Raw genomic sequence first — 22,324 nt, forward strand, 5'->3', positions numbered from 1 at the left:
ATATGAGGCGATTATTTCTTTTTATTATTTTACTACAGGGGATGTTTGCAGTCGCACAATCCCCTAAAGCAAAATATTTAGGTCTGCAGGATGGGCTCTCCAATCAACAGGTCCTTGATGTGGTTCACGATGATCAAGGTTTTGTATGGATAGCTACCGAATTGGGGTTGAACCGTTTTGCAAGCAATTCGTTTAAAACCTATTATGAGTCGGAAAAGCAAGATGGGACATCGGTAAATAGCAGTGAAATCAACACGCTTTTCTATGACGATCATAAACTATATGTCGGCACGCGATCGAATGGCTTGAACGTGTTAGACCTGCAAACAAATCATTTTTCTTACTTTTTACATCATCCAGAAGATAAAAATTCGATTGCAACAAATGATATCACAGATATTATTAAAAGTAAGGATGGTCATTTATGGTTAACCACATACCACCAAGGTGTTCAGCGTTTTAATCCAGATAATAAGCGTTTTGAAACTTTTAACAAAAAGAAAATCCCCACGTTACCTGAGAATAGTTGCTGGACTTTGGTGGAAGATGAAAGCGGACTTCTCTATATCGGGCATGTCAATGAAGGTATGTCTATTTTCAATAGAACCCAAAATCGACTCGAAAATCTCAATGTAGAAAATACCAAATCAGCTTTACCTAATAATGAAGTTAAAGCTCTTTTTTGTGACCGCAAAGGTAATATTTGGATAGGGACGCGTAAAGGGATCGCAGTGTATAGTCCCTATACAAAGAGTATTCAGTTTATTCCTTTGGCCGGCCAAGCAAAAAATCAGGTTGAACCTTTTGTTTATTCTATAAAAGAGGTTGGAGACGATCTTTGGATTGGCGCAGCCTCTTCCCAATTGTTTATTTTAAAACCAAGCTACAACTTCAAAAAGGAAGTGCAAACAGTTGGCTCCCCAACTGTATTTGACTTAGCACGAGGTACCAATACTTCTGTACAACACATATCTCCAGATCAATTTGGGAATGTTTGGCTAGCGCTGTATGGAGGGGGAATTGGATTTATAGGACATTTAAAATCGTTTTTTAATGTTTTTCCGCGATGGGATAAAGATCAACAAGCAACTAGGTTGGCAACTGTAAGTGGAATTTTAACTGAATCAGATCAAATCTCCTGGTTAGCAACCGAAGGAGATGGCTTAGTGCAAATGGGCACAAATGGCGATATTTCCCGACATACGACTCATAATAGTGCTATTCCAGATAATTTTTTGCTTTCGGCTTTCTCGGATCATAAACAGAATAAATGGTTCGGTTTGCAGAAAGGAGGAGTAGCTATTTTAGATAAGCAAACAAATCATTGGCGCGAGCTGAATTTAGGTGAACGTGTGACAGAAGTGCGTTCGATGATGCAAGATACAGGTGGAAAAATTTGGATTGCCGCACAGCAAGGAGTATTTGTCTATGATCCTGAAAAGAAGACCGTAGATAAAATATTAATTAATAAGTCTATGTTGGGTGATTATGCACCAAGGGCGTTGTTGCAGGACGGAATTGGAAATGTTTGGGTTGGAACATATGGTCAGGGATTGTATGTATATGACTCGAACTACCAGTTATTGCGCAAGATGTCTACTAAGGAAGGTTTGAAGAGTAATACGATTAATCATCTCTTTAAGGACAATAGCAACAATATCTGGGTTGCAACAAACGAAGGTTTGGCACTTCAAAGTGTAAATAAAGAAATGGGAGAGCTTGAGCAGATTCTGCCCCCAGCAACAGGAGCTTGGCATATTATTGATGCTGTTGCTCAAGACAGGAATGGCAATATCTGGTGTTCGACAAAATGTGGATTACTTCGTTATTTACCTGAGGAAAAACGTTTTTTAAGTTATGATCAATCTTTTGGTTTGCCGTTAGGAGGATTTATAAATGGAAGTGTTGCCATGGATACGCGAGGTCGACTGTATTTTGGTATGCAAGAAGGGCTCTGTTTTTTTGATCCGGTGGACGTTCCTTTGAAGCTAACTGCATCGCCCGTTCGCCTTGCCCGATTTGTCGTTTTTAACGCAGGAGAGGCCAATATTCAATCCGATAAATATCCTTCGAATCTCGAAAAAATTCAACTCCAATACAATGAAAACAGCTTTCGTATTGAATTGGCTGTTATGGATTATGCGATGGATGACTTAATGGAATTTAGCTATAAACTTCAGGGACTTGACGATGATTGGATCTTTATAGGAAATGAAAAGAATCTAGATTTTCGAAATATTCCCTTTGGAGATTATGAACTACGGATTCGTACACGTCTTAAAAATGGAGAATGGTCAGGGGAATATAAACGTCTGCTCATCAAAATCAAGCCGCCTTTCTATTGGAGCAATATGGCTATCGTTTTCTATATTGTTCTTGGATTAGCGATCATATACGTCCTCGTATTACTTTATGTGAAAAGGATAAAGGCGGAATCAGAACTTCAAGTAAAAGAACATCAACATGGACAAGATCAGAAGTTATATACAGAACGATTAAATTTCTATACGAATATTACCCATGAGCTCCGTACACCATTGACGCTTATTTTAGGTCCGCTGGATGATTTAGTAAGAGACTCAAAGTTGACGACCAGAAATAAAAAACTTGTGCATACGGTGCAAAAAAGCGCTAATCGCCTTTTTAGCCTTGTGAATCAGCTTTTGGAGTTTAGAAAGGTTGAATCGCAGTATAAGACTTTAGTATTAGGCGAAGGCTCATTAGAAGAGATGCTACGAGATATTGTGCAAAAGCATGCTGAAGCAAACACGAATAAAGAAATCGTGATAGATTGTGATTTACCTGAAAAGAACAATAATACTGTCTTTGATGGCGAAATTGTACAGCTTATTTTTGATAACCTCCTTGCGAATGCGTACAAGTATACTGAAAAAGGTTGCATCTCTGTTAAGTTGCAGTATGAGGAAGATCGATTGACCAACTGGGCAATAATTACTGTTTCAGACACAGGAATTGGTATCCCTGCTCCGTATCTTAATCGTGTCTTTGATAAATTTTATCAAGTGCCACAATCCACGGGACAAGGAACTGGTATAGGGTTAGCCTTGGTTAAAGAACTTGTAGCGATACATCATGGTAAGATTTCGGTGCAGAGCGAAGAGGGAGAAGGAACAATCTTTACTGTACGCTTGTTGACAAACAAAAGCACGAAAATGGTAAACGAGAGTGAGCGGAAACAAGTGGAGCTAGAGGAAGTAGAATTAACAGAGAATCAAAATGGAATAATTTTGCTGGTGGAAGATGATGCCGACCTAAGGAACTATCTAGCAGAAACGCTACGCACGCAATACGAGGTGATTGAAGCCAGTAACGGAGCGGAAGGCTTTATTTCGGCTAAGGCGCGAATTCCTGATATTATCATCAGTGATGTGATGATGCCCGATATAGATGGATTTCAGTTGTTAACTCAATTGAAACAGGAGCGGGAAACGAGCCATATTCCCTTTATATTCTTAACAGCAAAAGATACAGAATTGGATAGGGAGCGTGGATACGAGTTAGGAAGCGATTCCTATCTGACCAAGCCTGTTACTGCCCAACTGCTGTTTAGACGTATTGATAACTTGTTGTTAAAACGTAAAATCTTATATACGGAGTTGTTACAGCAATTGTCTTCACAGGAAGCTGTCAAAGAAGAAGAACATAAGAACTCAAATCACGACATGTGGCGAGAGAATGTTTTTGTGCAAGATTTTGTCACTATTGTTGAAGAACATATTCAAGACGAGGTGTTGGATGCCGCAACTTTGGCAGAAAGAATGAATATGAGTCAATCTACATTGTACCGAAAACTTAAAGGAATTACGGGGAAGAACATCAACCAACTGGTACGTAAAGTCCGTATACATAAAGCTGCCGAATTATTACGATCTGGAAATTATAATGTGACAGAAGTTTCTTTTATGGTTGGGATAAATAGTGCGATATATTTTAGGCAATGCTTTAAGGAAGAGTTCGATCAGCTTCCATCCGAATATCAGAAAAACTTCGCCAATAAGCCTTAGCGTTACCTCTGTGAGGGAATTTTTTTAATTGCCCACACTAAAAGTAATTCTTTCAGTTGAACAAATAATGTTATCCAATGGACGTAAATTGAAATCGGTTGCATAGGTATAATATATCTACTAATGAATCGCAGGATTGTATTGTTGTTTTTGTTCTAAATTCCCTACTCGTGGATGAAATTCATGAAATTGAAAATATGCGTTTTAAAGGGTTTTAGCTGTGTTTTTGACGAAAATACAGCTGTTTTTTGACGGATTTGTGTATGATTGAAGTGTTAAAAACCTGTTAAATTTGAGCTGTTATTCAATTATAGATCTAGGTAACAATGAGGTGGGAGTCATCAAAAAGCACCAATTAAAACCATGTAATCATGGCCCTTCATTCCCTAGGTTTTTTTATAAAATGGCAATAAGCCACATGTATGATTATTTATAAAACGATAAGTAATGGACAGGGACCGTAGTGTGTCTGGTGCCATAAAGGAAGTGAAATTTAAACTAAAGTATTAACGTATGAAAATGAATATTGAACGCTAACAAAATATGAAAAACCTAAGAACTCTTTTTATGTATGTCATGTTGTGGGTAGTCCCCAGCCTGACTTACGCACAAAGTAAGATTTCTGGACAGGTAACAAACAAGAATAACGAAGCTATTATTGGAGCTAGTGTTCTTGTGGAAGGTTTGTCCAACATCATTACAAATACAGATGAGAATGGTCGTTTTGAACTAAATACAACATCCAAAGGAACGTTGGTAATTTCTTATATAGGTTACAAAACCCAAAAAATAACGATCGGAGAACAGACTAGTTTTACGGTAGTACTTGAAGGGGATGACCAAACATTGGAAGACGTTGTTGTTGTTGGTTATGGTACGCAATCTAAACGGAATGTGACCGGGGCGGTTAGTAGTGTTAAATCGGAAGATTTAGTGCGTTCGTCGTCGACTACTACTGCTGGTGCATTGGCAGGAAAAGTACAGGGTATATCTGTTCGTGCGAAAGATGCACGTCCAGGGCGTGGCGCAAGTCTAGAGATTCGTAACATGGGAACACCTTTGTATGTAATTGACGGTATTGCATACGGCGGTCAGACAGGTACAGATTGGGTTGGTTCTCCAAATGTTTCAGGTCAGGATATGTTTAATGCCTTAAACATGGAGGATATTGAAAGCATCTCTATTTTGAAAGATGCTGCCGCCGCAGTTTATGGTCTACGTGCTTCAAGCGGTGTTGTTTTGGTCACAACGAAAAAAGGAAAACGTGACGAAACTACTCGAGTAAATGCCAATGGTTATTTTGGTTGGCAGAATTTGACACGTTTCCCGAAAATGGCGAATGCTGCACAGTATACACGTGGGCTAGTTGAGGCTGCACAAAATGAGGGTAAGGATCCAAATAGTGTATATACTAAGGAGGAACTTGCGAAGTGGCAAGCTGGTACAGAGCCAGGGTATCAGGGGTATGATTATTACGATATGATTGTGCGTAAAAATATCCCACAACGCTATTTGAATGCGAATATATCCGGTGGAAGCTCAAAATCCAATTACTACCTATCTGTAGGGAATATGGATCAGGACGCGATGATAAAGGACTTTAACTACAAACGGAATAATCTCCAATTAAGTTTAGAATCTAATGTTATAGAAGGATTAACTGTAGGAACACAGATTTTTGGTATTCATGAAAAAAGTGAAGATGTAGGTTTACCTGGTGGGGATGGATACTTTTCCTCTATTTTTGGGATTTTCACGAATAGACCAACCGTTGGCCCTTATGCAAATGATAATCCAGAATATATTAATCATACGAGCAACTTCTCTTATAATCCTGCCTTGTTTAGTCGTGATATTGCTGGTTTTAAAGATAATCTAAATCGGAATATCAACATGAACTTCTACGCACAATATAAAACGAAATTTGGTTTGTCGGGAAAAGGTACTGTTTCATATAACTATACAAATAATAAGTTTAATGGATTCCAATATACCTATGATGTATATACATACGATAAAGACAAAGACGAGTACAACAGAACAGGAGGATCTGATGCGGGATGGCGTTTTCAAACCGAACGTGAAGTTGTGTATCGCTATGCAAATTTTCAGTTGGACTATGCAAAACAAATCGGCGACCATAATTTCTCAGGAACATTAGGATATGAGCGCTATGACTACGATAAACAATACAAAGCTCTAACATCCATTCCGTCAAACAATTATATTCCAGGGGTGTCGGCAGACGAAATAAGTGGTTACGATAATGATTGGTCATATGAAGCTCGTGCGGGCTTTATTGGACGGGCTAACTATAACTACAAAGGAAAATATCTTGTTGAGATTCTGGGACGTTATGATGGTTCTTACCTCTACGCGAAAGGAAAACGTTGGGGACTATTTCCAGGAGGATCACTAGGCTGGCGAGTATCTGATGAATCTTTCTTTGCACCACTCAAGAGTGTCGTAAATGACTTAAAGCTGCGTGCGTCCATAGGGCAGACAGGTAAAGAAGATGGTGTAAATATGTTAGGTTATCTGGATGGGTATACATGGAATCAAGGTAGTGCGGTTTTGGACGGAACATATGAAACCGGCTTACGTCCTAATGATCCTCCCGTAACAAATCTTTCTTGGGTAAAGAACACGAATTACAATATTGGTCTAGACCTTACGATGTTCGATAATAAGTTGACTTTTACTGCGGATGCATTTAAAATCATACGTACTGGTACGCCTGGAAAAAGATATGATGTATTACTGCCTGAAGAAATCGGTTATGATCTGCCTAATGAAAATCTAGGTAAAGATGGCTACTATGGAGCTGAAGGTATGTTGACATATTCAGACAAAGTGGGGGAGCTAAATTATACCGTAAGCGGTAATGTTACTTATTCGCGGTATCGTGCACTAGAGTCCTATAAGCCTCGCTTTTCAAGTGGTTGGGATGAATACCGAAACTCCTCTGAAGATCGTTGGGGAGGTGTTTGGTGGGGTTACAAAGTTGTTGGCCGTTTCCAATCAGAAGAAGAAATACGAACCTATGATGTCGATATTGACGGACAGGGAAATCGTACCTTATTACCAGGGGATTTTATTTACAAAGACGAGAATGGTGACGGTGTAATCAATAGTCTGGATGAGCGACCTATAGGCTATCCAAATAGTTGGGCACCGATGTTGACCTTTGGAGGACGTATTGGATTGAACTGGCGTCAGTTTGATTTAAATATCGATTTTGCTGGCGGAGCGTTGCAATCGTGGTATCAGAATTACGAATTGCGAAATCCTTTCCATAGTGGAGGAAATTCCCCAGCCTATTTATTGGAAGACCGTTGGCATCGTGAGGATCCTTACGACGAGAATAGTGCGTGGGTTGCGGGATATTACCCAGCGTTACGTAACGGAAATCCAGGCGAGAGTAATGCGCGAAATAGTGATTTTTGGTTAACGAACGTCCGTTATTTACGTGTAAGGAATCTGGAATTGGGTTATTCTTTTGCGCCAGTGCTTTTAAAGAAAATCAAAGCCAGTAAAATACGATTCTATGTCAGTGGATCTAATTTATTTTCGTTCGATAATGTAGGACGTTTCCAGATTGATCCTGAAATACAAGCTGAGGCAGCAGTGGTGTACCCACAACAACGGACGATGATGGCTGGTTTTAATATCACATTTTAATATTGAAAATACGATATGAAATATTTTATATACAGTATAGTAACAGTTGTTTCTTTATTATTGACAAGTTGTAACCACGATGCATGGTTAGAACGCGAGTCCCAAGAAAATATTACAGATGAACAGTTATGGAATGATCCTGATTTAATATTGGCTAATCTTGCTAATTATTACGATCGCATACCATATTTACATGGCGTGTTTAATACGGGAGGAATGACAGAACTTGATGATGCGATGTGGTCTGGACATTTTGATCAAAATTCAAAAAATAATTTTCAATTTGGAGATGATTATGGACGCTATTGGGACTATGATTTCATCCGTCATCTCAATCTTTCCTTGGAGAAGCTCGATGAATTAGGAACAAAGTTGAGTGCAGAGCAAAAAGCTTTGTTCAAAGGAGAAATTCGTTTTATACGCGCTTATGTTTATTTTGAATTGGTGAAGCGTATGGGGGGAGTTCCGTTGGTTACGGAAACCATGGAATACAACTTTAATGGAGACCCAACGCCGTTACAGTTGCCACGCGCGAAGGAGTATGAGGTCTATGATTTTATTTATGAGGAATTAGAAGCTATTAAAGAAGATCTTGGGGGGAATGTTGATAGCCGTACACGTGCAAATGCGATGACGGCAACGGCATTACAAAGTAGAGCAATGTTGTATGCCGCCTCGATAGCTAAATATAATAATTTATTAGGATCCCCTATTCAAACAACTGGAGGAGAAGTTGGTATTCCGGGTACTATGGCCAATGACTATTATACGAAATCCTTAAACGCATCTAAGGCTCTTATTTCTAATGGCGCCTATGGCCTTTACAATGGCAATACTGATAAAGGAGCGAACTTCTATGATATGTTGAATAAGAAGAATTCGGATGAAGTAATCTTCGCTAAAGATTTTCAGACTGGTGTAAAAGTTCATCGTTTTGCCTACGATAATATTGTGAAAAGTTTGACAGAAGATAATGAGTCTTCGTCTTCAATTAGTCCATCGCTTAGCCTAGTTGAAAGTTTCGATTATTTAGATGGTTCTAAAGGAACATTACGCTATCAAGATGAAGCAGGAAACTATATTCCTTATGAAAATATTTCTGATATTTTTGCAAATAAGGATGGTCGTTTGTATGGTACGGTCGTTTATCCTGGTACAACATTTAAAGGGCAGTCGGTTAGTATTCAAGCAGGTGTTGCGCTTTGGACCAGCGGTGCATATCAGTTTTCGACAGCGGGAGAATTGGGGAAAAATTACAGCGGAGATATTCTTTGGACGGGGTTTGATGGACCGCGTGACAATGCTCAGGATGTGAGTAATACTGGTTTTTACATCCGTAAGTTTGTGAGCGATGCCTCTGCAGCAAGTACGCGCGGTACTTCTGCTGAAAACTGGTGGCCTTATTTCCGTATGGGAGAAATTTACTTAAATGCAGCAGAAGCAGCATTTGAATTGGGACAAGCTGATGCTGTAAGTTACGTTAATAAAGTCCGCGAGAGAGCTGGATTCCCCGCAAATAGTATAACGAACTTAACCAATGACATTATTAGGAATGAACGTAGAGTAGAGTTGGCTTTTGAGGATCACCGTTATTTCGATTTAAAAAGATGGCGTATTGCGCACACCGTATGGAACGGTTCAGAAAGTGATCAAAATGCCGTAGTATATGGCCTATATCCTTATCAAATTGTTAGGCCAGGGCATGAAGACAATGGCAAATTTATTTTCCGAAAGATAAGACCGACACGTTTTTATCAAGCGCGTTATTTCCGAATGGCAAATTATTATTCGTCGATCAATCAGACGGTATTAAATAATAATCCAAAACTTGTTAAAAATCCGTATCAATAATAAAGAGGTAGATTATGAAAATGAAATTCTTTTTAGCAGTAGCTATAGTAATAACGGGATTATTAACCTCTTGTGAGTACGATAATTTTGAGGAGCCATCTTCGATGTTAACCGGAAAAGTAATGTACGAAAACACCACAATAGGTGTACGTAGACATGGAACAAGATTGCAAGTAATTCAAAAAGGATATGCCCTACAGACGCCTATGGATATCTATATTGATCAAGATGGTACATATTCAGCTGTGGTCTCTGATGGTGATTATAAACTTTTTCGTGTAGGCGATGCGCCTTGGTTGCCCCAAGCTGCTGATACCATAGAAATTACGGTAAAAGGGAACACGCAGATTGATGTTCCTGTTACGCCATATTTTACGGTCGAAGATGAGTCTTTTTTGGTTTCGAATAACAGCTTAATTGCTACCTTTAAAGTAAACAAGATTGTCTCCACAGCGAATGTCGATGCGGTGAAACTCTATCTTGGAGAGACCCTTTTTACAGACAATTCTAAATATGAGTATTCGCAAGAATTAGATGTTAATAGCCTAACGTTAGGTACAGTTACAAATATTACAGCTGCAATTCCAAGTTCTTTACAAAACTTGGACTATGTTTTTGCTAGAGTAGGTGTGAAGTCCACATCGTCAGGAGAATATTATTATTCTCAAGTACAAAAAATTGCCTTAAAGTAGTTGCCGCAATGACTACCGATCAGGTGCAGAATTTCTTCTGCACCTATCAAGGCAAAATAGAATCAGGTGCCGGCGCGAGATATGGTCTCGTGCCTTTGCTATGTATACATGAATTATATTTTTTAACTATATAAACTTAACCTTAAATGAAGAAAAATGGATTTCAGTGGTTGCGGATGATGATGGCTGTCGTACTAGGGACAGGATTTATCGGAAGCGCACTTGGCCAAGGGTACGTCTATGGACCGGCCGATAAGGATTATGTAGGCTATTTATTCGCCTATTTCAAAGGAAACGCTGTAGAAGATGAAGCCGTCTGTTATGCGATTAGTACCGATGGGTATAACTATCGTGCTTTAAATGGAAATAAACCTGTGCTCGATTCCAAACAAATCAGTACGACAGGTGGAGTCAGAGATCCACATATTCTACGTGGTGAAGATGGAAGATCATTTTATATGGTTATTACCGACATGACCTCCTCCAAAGGTTGGGATTCTAATCGTGCTATGATTCTTTTGAAATCAGATGACTTAGTGAATTGGAAACATAGTGTTATCAATATACAACAACGTTATAAAGGTCAAGATGATCTAAAAAGAGTATGGGCTCCACAAACGATATTTGATCCTGCAGCAGGGAAATATATGGTGTATTGGTCTATGCAACATGGCAATGGCCCCGACATCATATATTATGCTTATGCAAATGCTGATTTTACAGATTTTGAAGGCGAACCGAAAGTGCTTTTTATTCCAAAAAATGGCACTTCATGTATTGATGGTGATATCATCAATAAAAATGGTTTGTTTCACCTTTTTTATAAAACCGAAGGTAACGGCAACGGCATTAAGCTGGCCCTGACGGATTCATTAACTTCTGGTAAATGGATCGAACAGCCCGGTTATAAACAGCAAACAAGAGACGCTGTTGAGGGCTCAAGTGTTTTTAAACTAAGTCATTCCGATAAATACATTTTGACATATGATGTCTACGGAAAAGGTAAGTACCAATTCTGTGAGTCTTATGACTTAGATCGATTTAAAGTTATTGATCAGGAAGTGACAATGGATTTTCATCCCCGGCATGGATCTATCATTCCCTTGTCGCGTAAAGAACTGATTGCGCTGACCACAAAATGGGGTACACCGGAAGGAATGGATTTAACATTTAAGAAAAATCCGGTATTGGATGGTTTCTATGCAGATCCAGACGTGTTATACTCCAATAAAACAAAAAAATATTACATCTACCCTACAAGTGATGGTTTCGACGGCTGGGGAGGGTACTATTTTAAGACATTCTCATCTGAAAACTTAAAAGATTGGAAAGACGAGGGCGTAATTCTTGATTTGAAAAAAGACGTTCCTTGGGGACCTCGTCACGCTTGGGCACCAACAATCACCGAGAAGAAAATAAAGAATGATTACAAATACTACTATTATTTTACCGCAGCACAGAAAATTGGTGTAGCGGTATCCGATTTACCAACGGGACCATTTAAGGATTCTGGAAAACCCTTGATTGATTTCAAACCAGAAGGCGTGAAAGGAGGGCAAGAGATTGACCCTGCTGTTTTCAATGATCCGAAAAGCGGTAAAAGCTACCTGTATTGGGGAAATGGTTACCTCGCTGTTGCAGAGTTAAATAAAGATATGGTATCAATCAAAAAAAATACCATTAAAGTATTAACTCCAGACAAAACATTTAGAGAAGGAGTATATGTCATTTATCGAAACGGAACGTATTATTTTCTTTGGTCAGAAGACGATACACGTAGCGAAAATTACAGTGTTCGTTATGGTACATCAAAATCACCCTTCGGCCCTATAGATATCCCCGCAAACAACCGAATCTTAACGAAAGACCCAACAAAAGGAATATACGGGACAGGACATAATTCGGTATTGCAGATTCCGGGCAAGGACGAATGGTACATCGTATATCATCGTTTCAACTATCCGAAAGGAATAGAGATGGGGGATGCGGCCGGATTCAATCGTGAAGTGTGTATCGATCCCTTGTTGTTTGATAACGAAGGAAAAATCTTACCTGTAATACCTAGCCATTAATCGTGTACACAATATATACGTAGTTGTACAAAAACGAATATAGCATATGAAGAATTTTTTTAAATATACAACGACAAGTTTAGCCTTAGCCCTTTTGAGTTCGAGCGCATTGTTCGGACAGGCAGGATTTGGCCAAGCGGAGAAGCTCAACGCCGATTGGCGTTTCCATTTGGGAGATACAAATGGTGAAGACGCGAAAAATAATAACGATCGTTCTTGGAGACGCGTGCAGCTTCCACACGACTGGAGTGTAAAATATCCGCTAAGCCCAACTTTAGCTAGTGCTACAGGATATTTGCCCGGCGGTATTGCTTGGTATCAGAAGAAATTAACAATTCCTGAAGCCGACAAGGGAAAGCAATTGTATCTCTATTTTGAAGGCGTATACAACAGAAGTGAGGTCTTTGTTAACGGGAAGTCTATTGGCAAACGCCCTAACGGATATATCTCTTTTGGTTACGACGTGACACCATATATTCAATATGGGAAAGAAAATACAATTTCAGTTAAGGTAGATCATACACAAAGCGCAGATTCGAGATGGTATACTGGTTCTGGCATTTATCGGGATGTGTGGTTGGTAAAAGCCAATCCTGTACATTTAGAACAATGGGGCGTTTACGCCTATCCTGAGGTAAAAGGTAATGCTGGAACCTTGCAGACACAGGTAGCTGTTAGTAATACCACAAACAGTTCAGCCCCTATTACGGTACAACAAGAATTGCTGGATAGCAACGGAAAGGTTGTTGCAAAGCAATCCCGTAAGATCACTGTAGCTGCAGCAAATCGTGCAGAACTGAAACTTCAATTAGGCGTTAAGAACCCCGCACTTTGGAGTTTAGCAAAACCGAATCAATACACGTTGAAGACAACAGTAGTCCAGGATGGGAAGCAGATTGACCAATCGGAGATAAAGACGGGATTCCGTACTTTTACGTTCGATCCAAATAAAGGCTTTGCGCTGAATGGAGAATGGATGAAGGTTAAGGGTGTTTGTTTGCACCATGATGCAGGTGTGTTAGGCGCGGAAGTATATCCAGAAGTTTGGCGTCGTCGGTTGTTGGCTTTGAAAGAACTTGGCGTAAATGCTATTCGCACCAGCCATAACCCACAGGCTTCTTCATTGTATGATCTCTGTGACGAATTAGGTCTATTGGTGATGGATGAAGCTTTCGATGAATGGGAATTCCCGAAAAGAAAATGGCTAGAAGGATGGAATTTCGGAACGCCAGGTTTCCAAGGTACTTTTGATTTCTTTGAAGAGTGGGGCGAGCGTGATTTGGCCGATATGGTAAAACGCGACCGAAATCACCTATCGATCTTCGCGTGGAGCATAGGCAACGAGGTAGATTATCCAAATGATCCTTATTCTCATCCTATTTTAGGCGGAGAAAAAAAAGAAGGCGGTTTCACGCAAGCCTCTTACGGTGGTTACAAAAAAGACGCTCCAGATGCGATGCGTCTAGGCGATATTGCAAAGCGTTTGGTTGCCGTTGTTAAGAAATATGACCAAAGCCGCGCAGTAACAGCTGGTTTAGCAGGCGTAGCGATGTCCAACGAGACTGCTTATCCTGGAGCATTAGATATTGCGGGATACAATTACACCGAAAGTCGTTACCAAGAAGACCACGAGCGTTATCCCCAAAGGGTAATTTTCGGTAGTGAAAACCGCCACGATTTCTCTGCATGGAAAGCCGTGCGCGATAATGAGCATATCTTTGGTCAGTTTTTGTGGACTGGTATTGATTATCTAGGCGAATCCGGACGTTGGCCATCACGTGGTTTCTATTCAGGCTTAGTTGATTTTGCCGGATTTATTAAACCTCGAGGTTATTTTCGTCAATCGCTTTGGTCAGATAAACCGATGGCTTATCTAGGTACTTATCCTGTACAGGGAGGAGGCGCAGCGACAGATACCTGGTCTATGCTGGAAGCTGAGCAAGGGCAACGGACTAACGAAGCTCCTTCCATGGATGCTTGGCCTATCTGGAACTATACTGTTGGGCAACAAATTCGTGTAGTTTGCTACACGAACGCGCAGAAAGCTCGTTTAGAGCTCAATGGAAAGATTGTAGGTGCCGTGAAAAGCTATGATGAGGATCAGCATGGGATGATCTATTGGGATATTCCATATGCCGATGGAAAATTAGAAGTGGTAGGTCTAGATGCGAATGGAGCCGAAGTTACACGGCATTATTTGGAATCAAGTGCACGTCCAACGGCGATTAAAATAATGAATAAGACGCCATTGCATGTCACTTCAAAAGGAGGTGTTGCACAAATCGAGTTGCAAATCGTTGATGAGAAAGGTGTTCCCGTATTGTTATCTGAAGATGAAATAACTTGTGACATTTCAGGGAATGCACGACTCTTAGGAATGGAAGCTGGCAATAATGCGGATATGGGTGACTATACTGATAATAAGCAACGCGTTTATCACGGTAAGATGATTGTCTATATTCAAGTCGAAGGAAACGCCGGAGAAGAAGTTGTGGTCCGTTTTACAGCCCCTTGGTTGAAATCGACTACCGCTGCAATAAAGCTATTGTAGCATCAAGAACTATTTTAATAACCTGAAAAAAGCGTGTCTCTCAAGAGGCACGCTTTTTTGTTATTTTCTTTTTATGTAAGGCTATTACGCTTTCCCCATCAAAGGGTCGGTGCGGCTTGTTTTTCCGTTCTCCAAATGTCCAGCGTATTGGTAGGAGAAATAAGGGTCGGTGCTATCGGTAATCTCTAGGTCGTACCATCCATGCGATTCTTCCAGTACAATACGTTTTTTTAAACGTTTGGCTTGGGAAGCTTGTGTTTGTTGACCGTAAGACAGATCCTTAATCATGATCTCTTTTCGGTTTTCTTTCACTTCTACCGTCAATGCCAATTCTTGTTCGAGTTGCAATACCTCAATTGATGCGACTTCTCCAGTTTTTCCTCCCTTAAATGAACGGTAGAAACCGTTAGGGCCATGTAGGGTCAGGTGATAAAAATCACCTCCGAATGCAGAAAGAGGCCAGCTGTATGCTAACATTTCACCCTCCCGAATAGCGAAATTCCAAGTGCGCCCCGATGTTTGTTCGTCCCCAAAAGGTACAGCGGCCATAACCATGAAAGGAACACCGATTGTTTTTGTTTTTGGAAGCTTACCTTTGACTTCAAATCGTACTGTCAACTGTTGGTTTTTCTCGTCGATAAAAGCATTTACAGCAAGGTCATAAGGTAAAGCACAAGCGTCCTTTGTGCCAACCTCTTGAGGCGAAGACCAATGCGTTGAATAGTCATTGTTTGTCATATCGGCGGGATTGATGGCGATAAATCCCGAAGGAAAGCCTTTGTCCTTTGCCGAATAGATACGCTCCACATAAGCGTCGCGATCCACAGGTACTAGATTCACCTTCTCTTGTTTATCAATAGGCTGGAATATGGAAGTCATATTGCCACAGATCAATCGACGCCAATCGCTTATATTTTCTTCTTTTACTTTCTTACGGAATTTTTTCTCTAGAAAGTATTCCATAAACTGTATGGGCGAGGTTAGATCAAATACTTCGGAATTTACACGGCCGCCCTTACTCCAAGGGGAAGCCACTACCAAAGGAACGCGGAATCCAAGTCCAATTGGGCTATCTAGTGTGCTTTCTGAATTCCCGCTACGTATACGTTCCTGATCGACCGTTACGTACTCTTCTTCCGTATGTATACCTTGAGCAACAGCACCACTTTCAGGACGTCCCGTATGAGGAGGAACAAAAGGAGGTATATGGTCAAAGTAACCGTCATTCTCATCGTAAGTCAATATAAATATCGTTTTCTTCCACACCTCAGGATCCGCAGTAAGAATGTCCATCGCCTCAGAAACGTACCAGGCGCCGTACCAAGGAGATCCCGGATGATCCGAAAATCTGCAAGGAGCTACCAACCACGAAACGGTAGGTAGATTTCCAGTCTTTACATCCTGACGAAACTGATAGAAAATATCTCCCTTAGGAACCTCCACCTCCTTTTCACCATCAGCATCGCTGTAACGAATAGTTTCCAGCTGGTGATAGTCAGGGTCTGAAGTATTCGTCACGAAAGCACGTCTATGGATCTCTTTAGATAAGTTATTCAATTTGTTGAATTCTTCCGGGCTAAAACGCACAATATCTTTCCGAAGTTGCTCTGCTTCCTCCTGTACCTTACGATGTTCTTTCGAGTCGCTAAAGCGTGCTGTACGCAATAAGTGCTCTACCTCAAGCAAGCGTTTTTGCATATATCTATAATGAGCAGGATGGAATCGCACATTGTATTGTTTATGGAACTCCAGATTGTTGTCTGTAAAATTAGCCAACCAATCTTCCTCTTCTCCCTCAAATCCTACAGGTATACTCAGTTCATTCTGATACACTTTCCAAGAGATACCTGCTTCCTGTAGACGCTCGGGATAAGTCGTCCAACGTACATCTTGATAATTGATTTGCCCATTGTCTACATGCGCTGTCGATGCGGCATTGTGAGCCTCTTCCCGAATGGTGCCCGACCAAAAATACGAACGATTCGCACTAGTCCCAGTGAGCGACGAACAGAAATGCTGATCGCAAACAGTGAAGGCATCCGCCAAAGCATAGTAGAATGGAATATCCTGCCGATTATGGTATCCCATAGTAAGAGGCATATGACGAAAGTCGGCATTCCCAGCCTTTTTTGCTTCCAACCACGTATCCATTTTTCCCGCATTTCGAGCATAGACCATGTCTCTCCAGCTGTGTGGAAGAGAACCCATCCAAGTTGTTTTGCTATTCTCTATGTCCAAACGGAAAGGAGCATAGATCTCGCCCGCTTTATTTTTTTGTAACCACACCGGTAGTCCGTTAGGCTGTTTGATAGCCCGCGGATCGTTAAATCCCCGTACTCCTCTCAATGTTCCAAAGCAATGATCAAAAGACCGATTTTCTTGCATTAGAAATACAATATGCTCGGCGTCAAGAAAAGAAGAGCCCTCGGGCGCTTCAATAGCTAAAGCACGTTGAATGGAAGAGGGCAACAGCTGAAAAGTTGCCGTTGCCCCCGCCAATAACGATGCCTTTTTTAAAAATGATCGTCTATTTTCCATAGTTATTTTTTACTGTACCCACCAAGGTTTACTTTGAATATTATCGTTACCATTGAATTGAGACTGTATTGCAGCAGATACATTGGTACTATTATAATTATACTCTGCTTGTGGATACATCCAACGATAGGCCGTTTGTACATTTGCCGATTTACGTAGTGTAGGATACCCCGTACGTAAATGGTCAAAGTAAGCTGAATATCCCCCCTGATGAAACGAACGTAAATATTTTTGCATCATAATACGGGCAATTTTATCCTCGGATGAAGAAACTGCATCCAAACGAACAATATCTTGTGCTAAATAGCTGTTCGCCTTATCTTCAGAAACAAAGCTACTTAAATTCTTGGCGTAAGTTTCGTAAAATTTAAATGCAGATTTTACACCTTCGTTATAAGCCGCATTTGCGTCGCCGCTGATCCAGCCGCGAACCATTGCCTCCGCAATAATAAATTGTTGCTCTGCATAGCCCATTAACACGTAAGGCTCCGTGGTTGCATCCTCTGTGTATCGACCAAGAACTTTGGATAATTTTCCTAGGACAGCTTTATCGTTTACCTGTGAATAGGGGACGATAGGATCGCCTCCTTCATAAGCAGAGAAATCATCCGTTTCAAGACCAGCTTCCTGACCTACACGTGTTTGTGAAGCAATAACAAATAGGCGAGGGTCTTTGTGGTCTTGCAAGCGACGGATAAAGGTAGAGTCCATATACATTCCTGATCCGTACCCACTAGAGTTGAACTCCGGATACCTGTTATCTTCTTGATCTAGAAAGAGCAATTGAGCATCGTCGCTACTTGATAGAAGATCTTCATTCGCAAAGATGTTTGCAAACTGTGTTTTTACATTTAAGGTTGTATTACTTTCTTTTTTAGACAGAGTCATTAGAATTTTCAATCGGAACGCGTTAATCATTTTGACCCATTTTTCGGAGCTACCATAAATAATGTCACCTTCGATAACTGCTGGATTTTCTTTTAACAGAGCGTTAGCTTCCTCCAATTCTTTCAAAATTCCAGAAAAAACATCCTCTTGTGTGTCATATTTTGGCGTAAAGACTCCTGTAGTTTCCCCTTGTAGAGCTTCCGAATAAGGGATGTCACCGAACGTAAGCGTAAGGTTGTAAAAATAATACGCCCGAAAGAATTTTGCCAGCGCAATATAGCTTGGTTCATTAATATTTTTGGCTTCCTCTTGCATCTTAAGTACATTTCTTAGGTTACCATATTGGTCAAAACTTCCCCGTTGCCAGTTGTAGATTTGATTGGCATTCTCACCATCCGTTTGCACGATCATTTTGAGGATATATAAGGGAGCAGTACCGTGCCAGGTTGTAAAAGCATCCCATTCTACTTTTGGAAGCTGTGCTCTAGGATGTGTTGTCGATGCGTCGTTCGGATTTTCATTGATATCTGACAACTTTTTGCAGGAAACCATGCCCGTGAATGTTGTAATCAGCAGAAGAACGATATATATAGTTTTTGTGTTTTTCATTGTGTTTTTTTGAGGAATGAATACCCTTTAAAATTTAAAATTAAGCGATACGCCAATGTAACGTGTCGATGGATCTTGCAGATTATCATCATTTCCGATACCAAAGTCAGGATCCACATAAGGAATGTTTTTTAAGACCATGAGGTTGTATCCAAAGACAGAAGCGTCAAGCGCATTCAGTTTTTTCGATCGAATAATCTTATTCAAATCGTAAGAAACGGCTAAACGTCTTAATTTAACAAAAGAACGGTCATACACGTTCGCGAATAGCTCACTCTCCTCCTCGGTGACACGCGCACGATAAGGATAGTTTTGGCTCCAAGATTGCCAATTGACGGTTCCCGTATAAGGACTATAAGTCCGAGTATCTGAAGTGACATTTCCGTTCGTATCGCGTACAAGTTCACCACCAGTTACGACGACACCCGTAGGTTTATAAGCATTTTGTCCTGTTTCATATTCTTGGTCTCGATATAAAGTAGAAGATGGGTGTTTACCGCCCCACCACATTTTTTCTATAGTCTGCGAACGCATGATACCACCTACAGAACCGTCGATATCCAAGTTAATTGTAAAGTCTTTGTATTTGAATGTATTCAAGAAACCAAATTGCCAATCCGGATTGAAATACCCTATATTTGATAAGTATTGATCCTGTGTGGGCATTCCTGTATTCTCGTTAAGGATTAGCTGACCATCTGCTGATTTTTGCCATACGGTGGCATAATAGGCGTCTGCACGATCTCCAACTTTTCGATCGGACCAGGTGTTTACGCCATCGTATATGGCTAAAATACGTTCTACCGAACGGCTCCAGTTTGCTGCAGTGTTCCAACTAAAATTACGGTGTTGGATCAGGTTGGCATTTAGCATCACCTCAAAGCCCTGTGTTCGTGTTTTAGGGCCATTTACCTTCCTGGAGCTGAATCCCGAAGATTGCGAAACATCCAAGTCTATGATTTGATTTTTATCTAATACGTTGTAATACGTTAAATCTAGCGTCAACTTATTTTTTAGAAGACCGAGAGAGGTTCCTATTTCGTACGATATAGATTGCTCTGGGAGAATATTGTTATTAATAAGTTCTGAAGGATATGTTACAGAAGGTGTTGAACTGTAAGTCAATGACTTTTTGTAAACAGAAGAAATACTATACGGATCCAAATCGTTAGACACCGAAGCCCAGGAACCATATATCTTCCAGTAATCTACTCCATTTCCTAGTTTAAAGTAATCCGATAGAATGGAACTTACCGAAACAGATGGATAGAAATAAGAAGCATTTTGCACAGGTAGTGTTGAAGACCAGTCATTACGTGCAGAGAAATTGATATAAGTAGATTTGAAAACATCAAAGTTTAAAGACCCGTATGCACTTCGAACAACTTTCTCGGTCAAATAGTTTTGAGACTTTGTGTCACCTTCCACATAATATATTAATGGACCTTGGCTATTGTTCATATTGTAGATATAAGGAACAACAAGGCCATCTGTTGACATATAAGCATTTTGTATATCACGCTTAAAGGTAGATCCCCCAGCATTCAATGTCAGACCAAAGTTGTCTGAGAATTTCTCTGTATATGTTGCCAACACATCCGCATCAAAATTGATTTGTTTATTATCCCAGGTCTTGTAGTCTCCATTCCGCGAATCTCCATAATTCATATAAGATTTTGGAACCTTCATATCTTCAAATTTTGACTTTTGGCGTGCGGATACACGGCCTTGCACAGTAAACTTAGGTGAGATCTGCCAACTTAATTTACTTTGCCCATGCAATACGTCCTGATCATAAAGTTGTGTCAATTCATAAGCAGCGAAGTAGGGGTTGTTGTACCAGGCATAGTTATAGTTCGCTTGTCTGTAACCTTCTTGTCCAGGTACATACAAATGGTTTGCAAGATCTTTTCCGTCCACATCATTCCCCATCCACAAGAGTATCGTATACATATGGTTTTTCGGGCCATAGCCATAGCGAGGGTAATTCGGAGATTGAACTTTATTATACGAAAGATTCAAATCAAATTGTACCGTTGGTAAAAAACGATAAGAAGCGTTTATGTTTGCTCCACCAGTTGTTACTTTTGTATTCGGTACTTGACCTTTCTGAAATGCATATTTTCCTGACGTAAACAAGCTTAGTTTATCCGTTTTATAGGAAAGTGTAACATTATTTTCTGTGATTAGACCCGTTTGTAAAAAATCCCGAAGGTTATCGTGCGCGACCCAATCCGTTGGTACACGTTCGTAACGTGATTTGTCATCATAAATGGTCCCGCTTACATCGCCCCACCATGGAATAACTTCTCCAGTTTCTTTATCCCGTATTGGGCTATTCCATTGTGGAACTTTATCCCCGGTATTTAGCTTCGGTCCCCAAGCCATGTCACCATCTGAAATACCCCCATCAGCACCATCCCAGAACTCATATTGCCCATTTGAACCACTGCCATATTCCATCTGTGATTCAGGAAAGACCGTGAAGCCTGCCGAAAACATGTTGGTTGTCCCCACGGTTAGCTCTAGTTTTTCACTTTTTGCATTTCTTGTTGTGATTAAGATAGCACCATCTCTTCCTCTAGATCCATAAAGAGCAGATGCCGATGTTCCTTTAAGCACGTTGATGTTTTCTATATTTTGACTTGGGATATCAAAGAAATCAGTTTCTACAGGAATACCGTCCACTACGATCAGCGGTGTTTTTCCACGAAGATTAAAAGTCGGTGCCTGAAATATACCAGTTGGGTTATTCACATTTAAACCTGCCACTTGTCCAGTTAATGCATTCCCGATATTCATCGTTTTGGATTGTTGCAATACATCTGTCTTAACTTCTTGCGTAGCGTAACCAATTTTCCTTTTTTGTTGTTTGATACCGATTGCTGTGACGACAACCTCTTCTATAGCGGATTCTTCCTTTTTAAGGGTAATGTTTAGGCTATTTCCGGTAACCATCTGGACAGCTATTTGATAACCCATTACCTTTACTTCTATGGAATCACCTTGCTGAGCTTCTATATTGAAGCTACCGTTAAAATCTGTAGCAGTGGCTTGCTGACTACGTAAATTCGTAATGGTGACACCTGCAAGAGCTTCACCATCTTCTGATATGATTTTACCTTTTACAGTGGATTGCACAGTTTGGTTCGTTAACATATCCGTATGATATAACAACGGTTTAGACCAAGCTCCAGGTACGGAGAGTACCATGGATAGGCCTAGAGCAAAAGCTAAATTTATAGTAGGCTTTGCTAATCGGGATTTTGATTCATTCATTTCACTTGAGCGATTAATAAAAAATCTGTGTTTAGATTGATGCAAAGCAAAAGAAATTATATTAACCAAGTATTAACCCCAAAAGAAGTTAAAAACATGACTCTGTTAAGAAATTGTTGTATAATAAAATTGACTCAA

9 protein-coding genes are annotated in these 22,324 nt (G+C 40.3%); 6 read left to right on the plus strand and 3 right to left on the minus strand.

Annotation, left to right across the window (positions count from 1 at the left end; translation table 11 throughout):
- Positions 1-2: 2 nt before the first annotated feature.
- The 6 genes from ACSZOX_RS12795 (at position 3) to ACSZOX_RS12820 (ending at position 14,872) form a co-directional block, all read left to right on the plus strand.
- A complete protein-coding gene (locus tag ACSZOX_RS12795; protein ID WP_437920385.1) occupies positions 3-4,025 on the plus strand; it encodes a two-component regulator propeller domain-containing protein in 4,023 nt (1,340 codons plus the stop codon).
- A 543-nt stretch (positions 4,026-4,568) separates the two neighbouring features.
- Positions 4,569-7,706, plus strand: coding sequence for a SusC/RagA family TonB-linked outer membrane protein (locus ACSZOX_RS12800; protein WP_437920386.1), 3,138 nt, complete (start codon positions 4,569-4,571; stop codon positions 7,704-7,706).
- Positions 7,707-7,721: 15 nt separating this feature from the next.
- Positions 7,722-9,557: a RagB/SusD family nutrient uptake outer membrane protein gene (locus tag ACSZOX_RS12805; RefSeq protein ID WP_437920387.1), complete on the plus strand. Its 1,836-nt coding sequence runs from the start codon at positions 7,722-7,724 to the stop codon at positions 9,555-9,557.
- 14 nt (positions 9,558-9,571) lie between these two features.
- Positions 9,572-10,249, plus strand: a complete 678-nt coding sequence (locus tag ACSZOX_RS12810) for a DUF3823 domain-containing protein (protein ID WP_437920388.1) — start codon at positions 9,572-9,574, stop codon at positions 10,247-10,249.
- A 146-nt stretch (positions 10,250-10,395) separates the two neighbouring features.
- Positions 10,396-12,321 (plus strand): family 43 glycosylhydrolase, encoded by a 1,926-nt coding sequence (locus tag ACSZOX_RS12815; RefSeq protein ID WP_437920389.1) that lies wholly within the window; start codon positions 10,396-10,398, stop codon positions 12,319-12,321.
- A gap of 46 nt (positions 12,322-12,367) precedes the next feature.
- On the plus strand, positions 12,368-14,872 hold the full coding sequence (locus ACSZOX_RS12820; protein WP_437920390.1) for a sugar-binding domain-containing protein: 2,505 nt from the start codon (positions 12,368-12,370) through the stop codon (positions 14,870-14,872).
- 84 nt (positions 14,873-14,956) lie between these two features.
- On the opposite strand, the gene ACSZOX_RS12825 is transcribed toward ACSZOX_RS12820, so the two are convergent.
- From ACSZOX_RS12825 to ACSZOX_RS12835, 3 genes are read right to left on the minus strand one after another with little or no spacing between them, the layout of a single operon-like run.
- A complete protein-coding gene (locus ACSZOX_RS12825) occupies positions 14,957-17,410 on the minus strand; it encodes a phosphocholine-specific phospholipase C (RefSeq protein ID WP_437920392.1) in 2,454 nt (817 codons plus the stop codon).
- Between the two features lie 9 nt (positions 17,411-17,419).
- The gene (locus ACSZOX_RS12830) at positions 17,420-18,907 is read right to left on the minus strand and encodes a SusD/RagB family nutrient-binding outer membrane lipoprotein (protein ID WP_437920393.1); all 1,488 of its coding nucleotides are present in this window, start codon (positions 18,905-18,907) and stop codon (positions 17,420-17,422) included.
- A gap of 27 nt (positions 18,908-18,934) precedes the next feature.
- The gene (locus ACSZOX_RS12835) at positions 18,935-22,186 is read right to left on the minus strand and encodes a SusC/RagA family TonB-linked outer membrane protein (RefSeq protein ID WP_437920394.1); all 3,252 of its coding nucleotides are present in this window, start codon (positions 22,184-22,186) and stop codon (positions 18,935-18,937) included.
- Positions 22,187-22,324: the final 138 nt, after the last annotated feature.

The organism is Sphingobacterium sp. LRF_L2, from assembly GCF_965644235.1.
GTDB lineage: Bacteria > Bacteroidota > Bacteroidia > Sphingobacteriales > Sphingobacteriaceae > Sphingobacterium.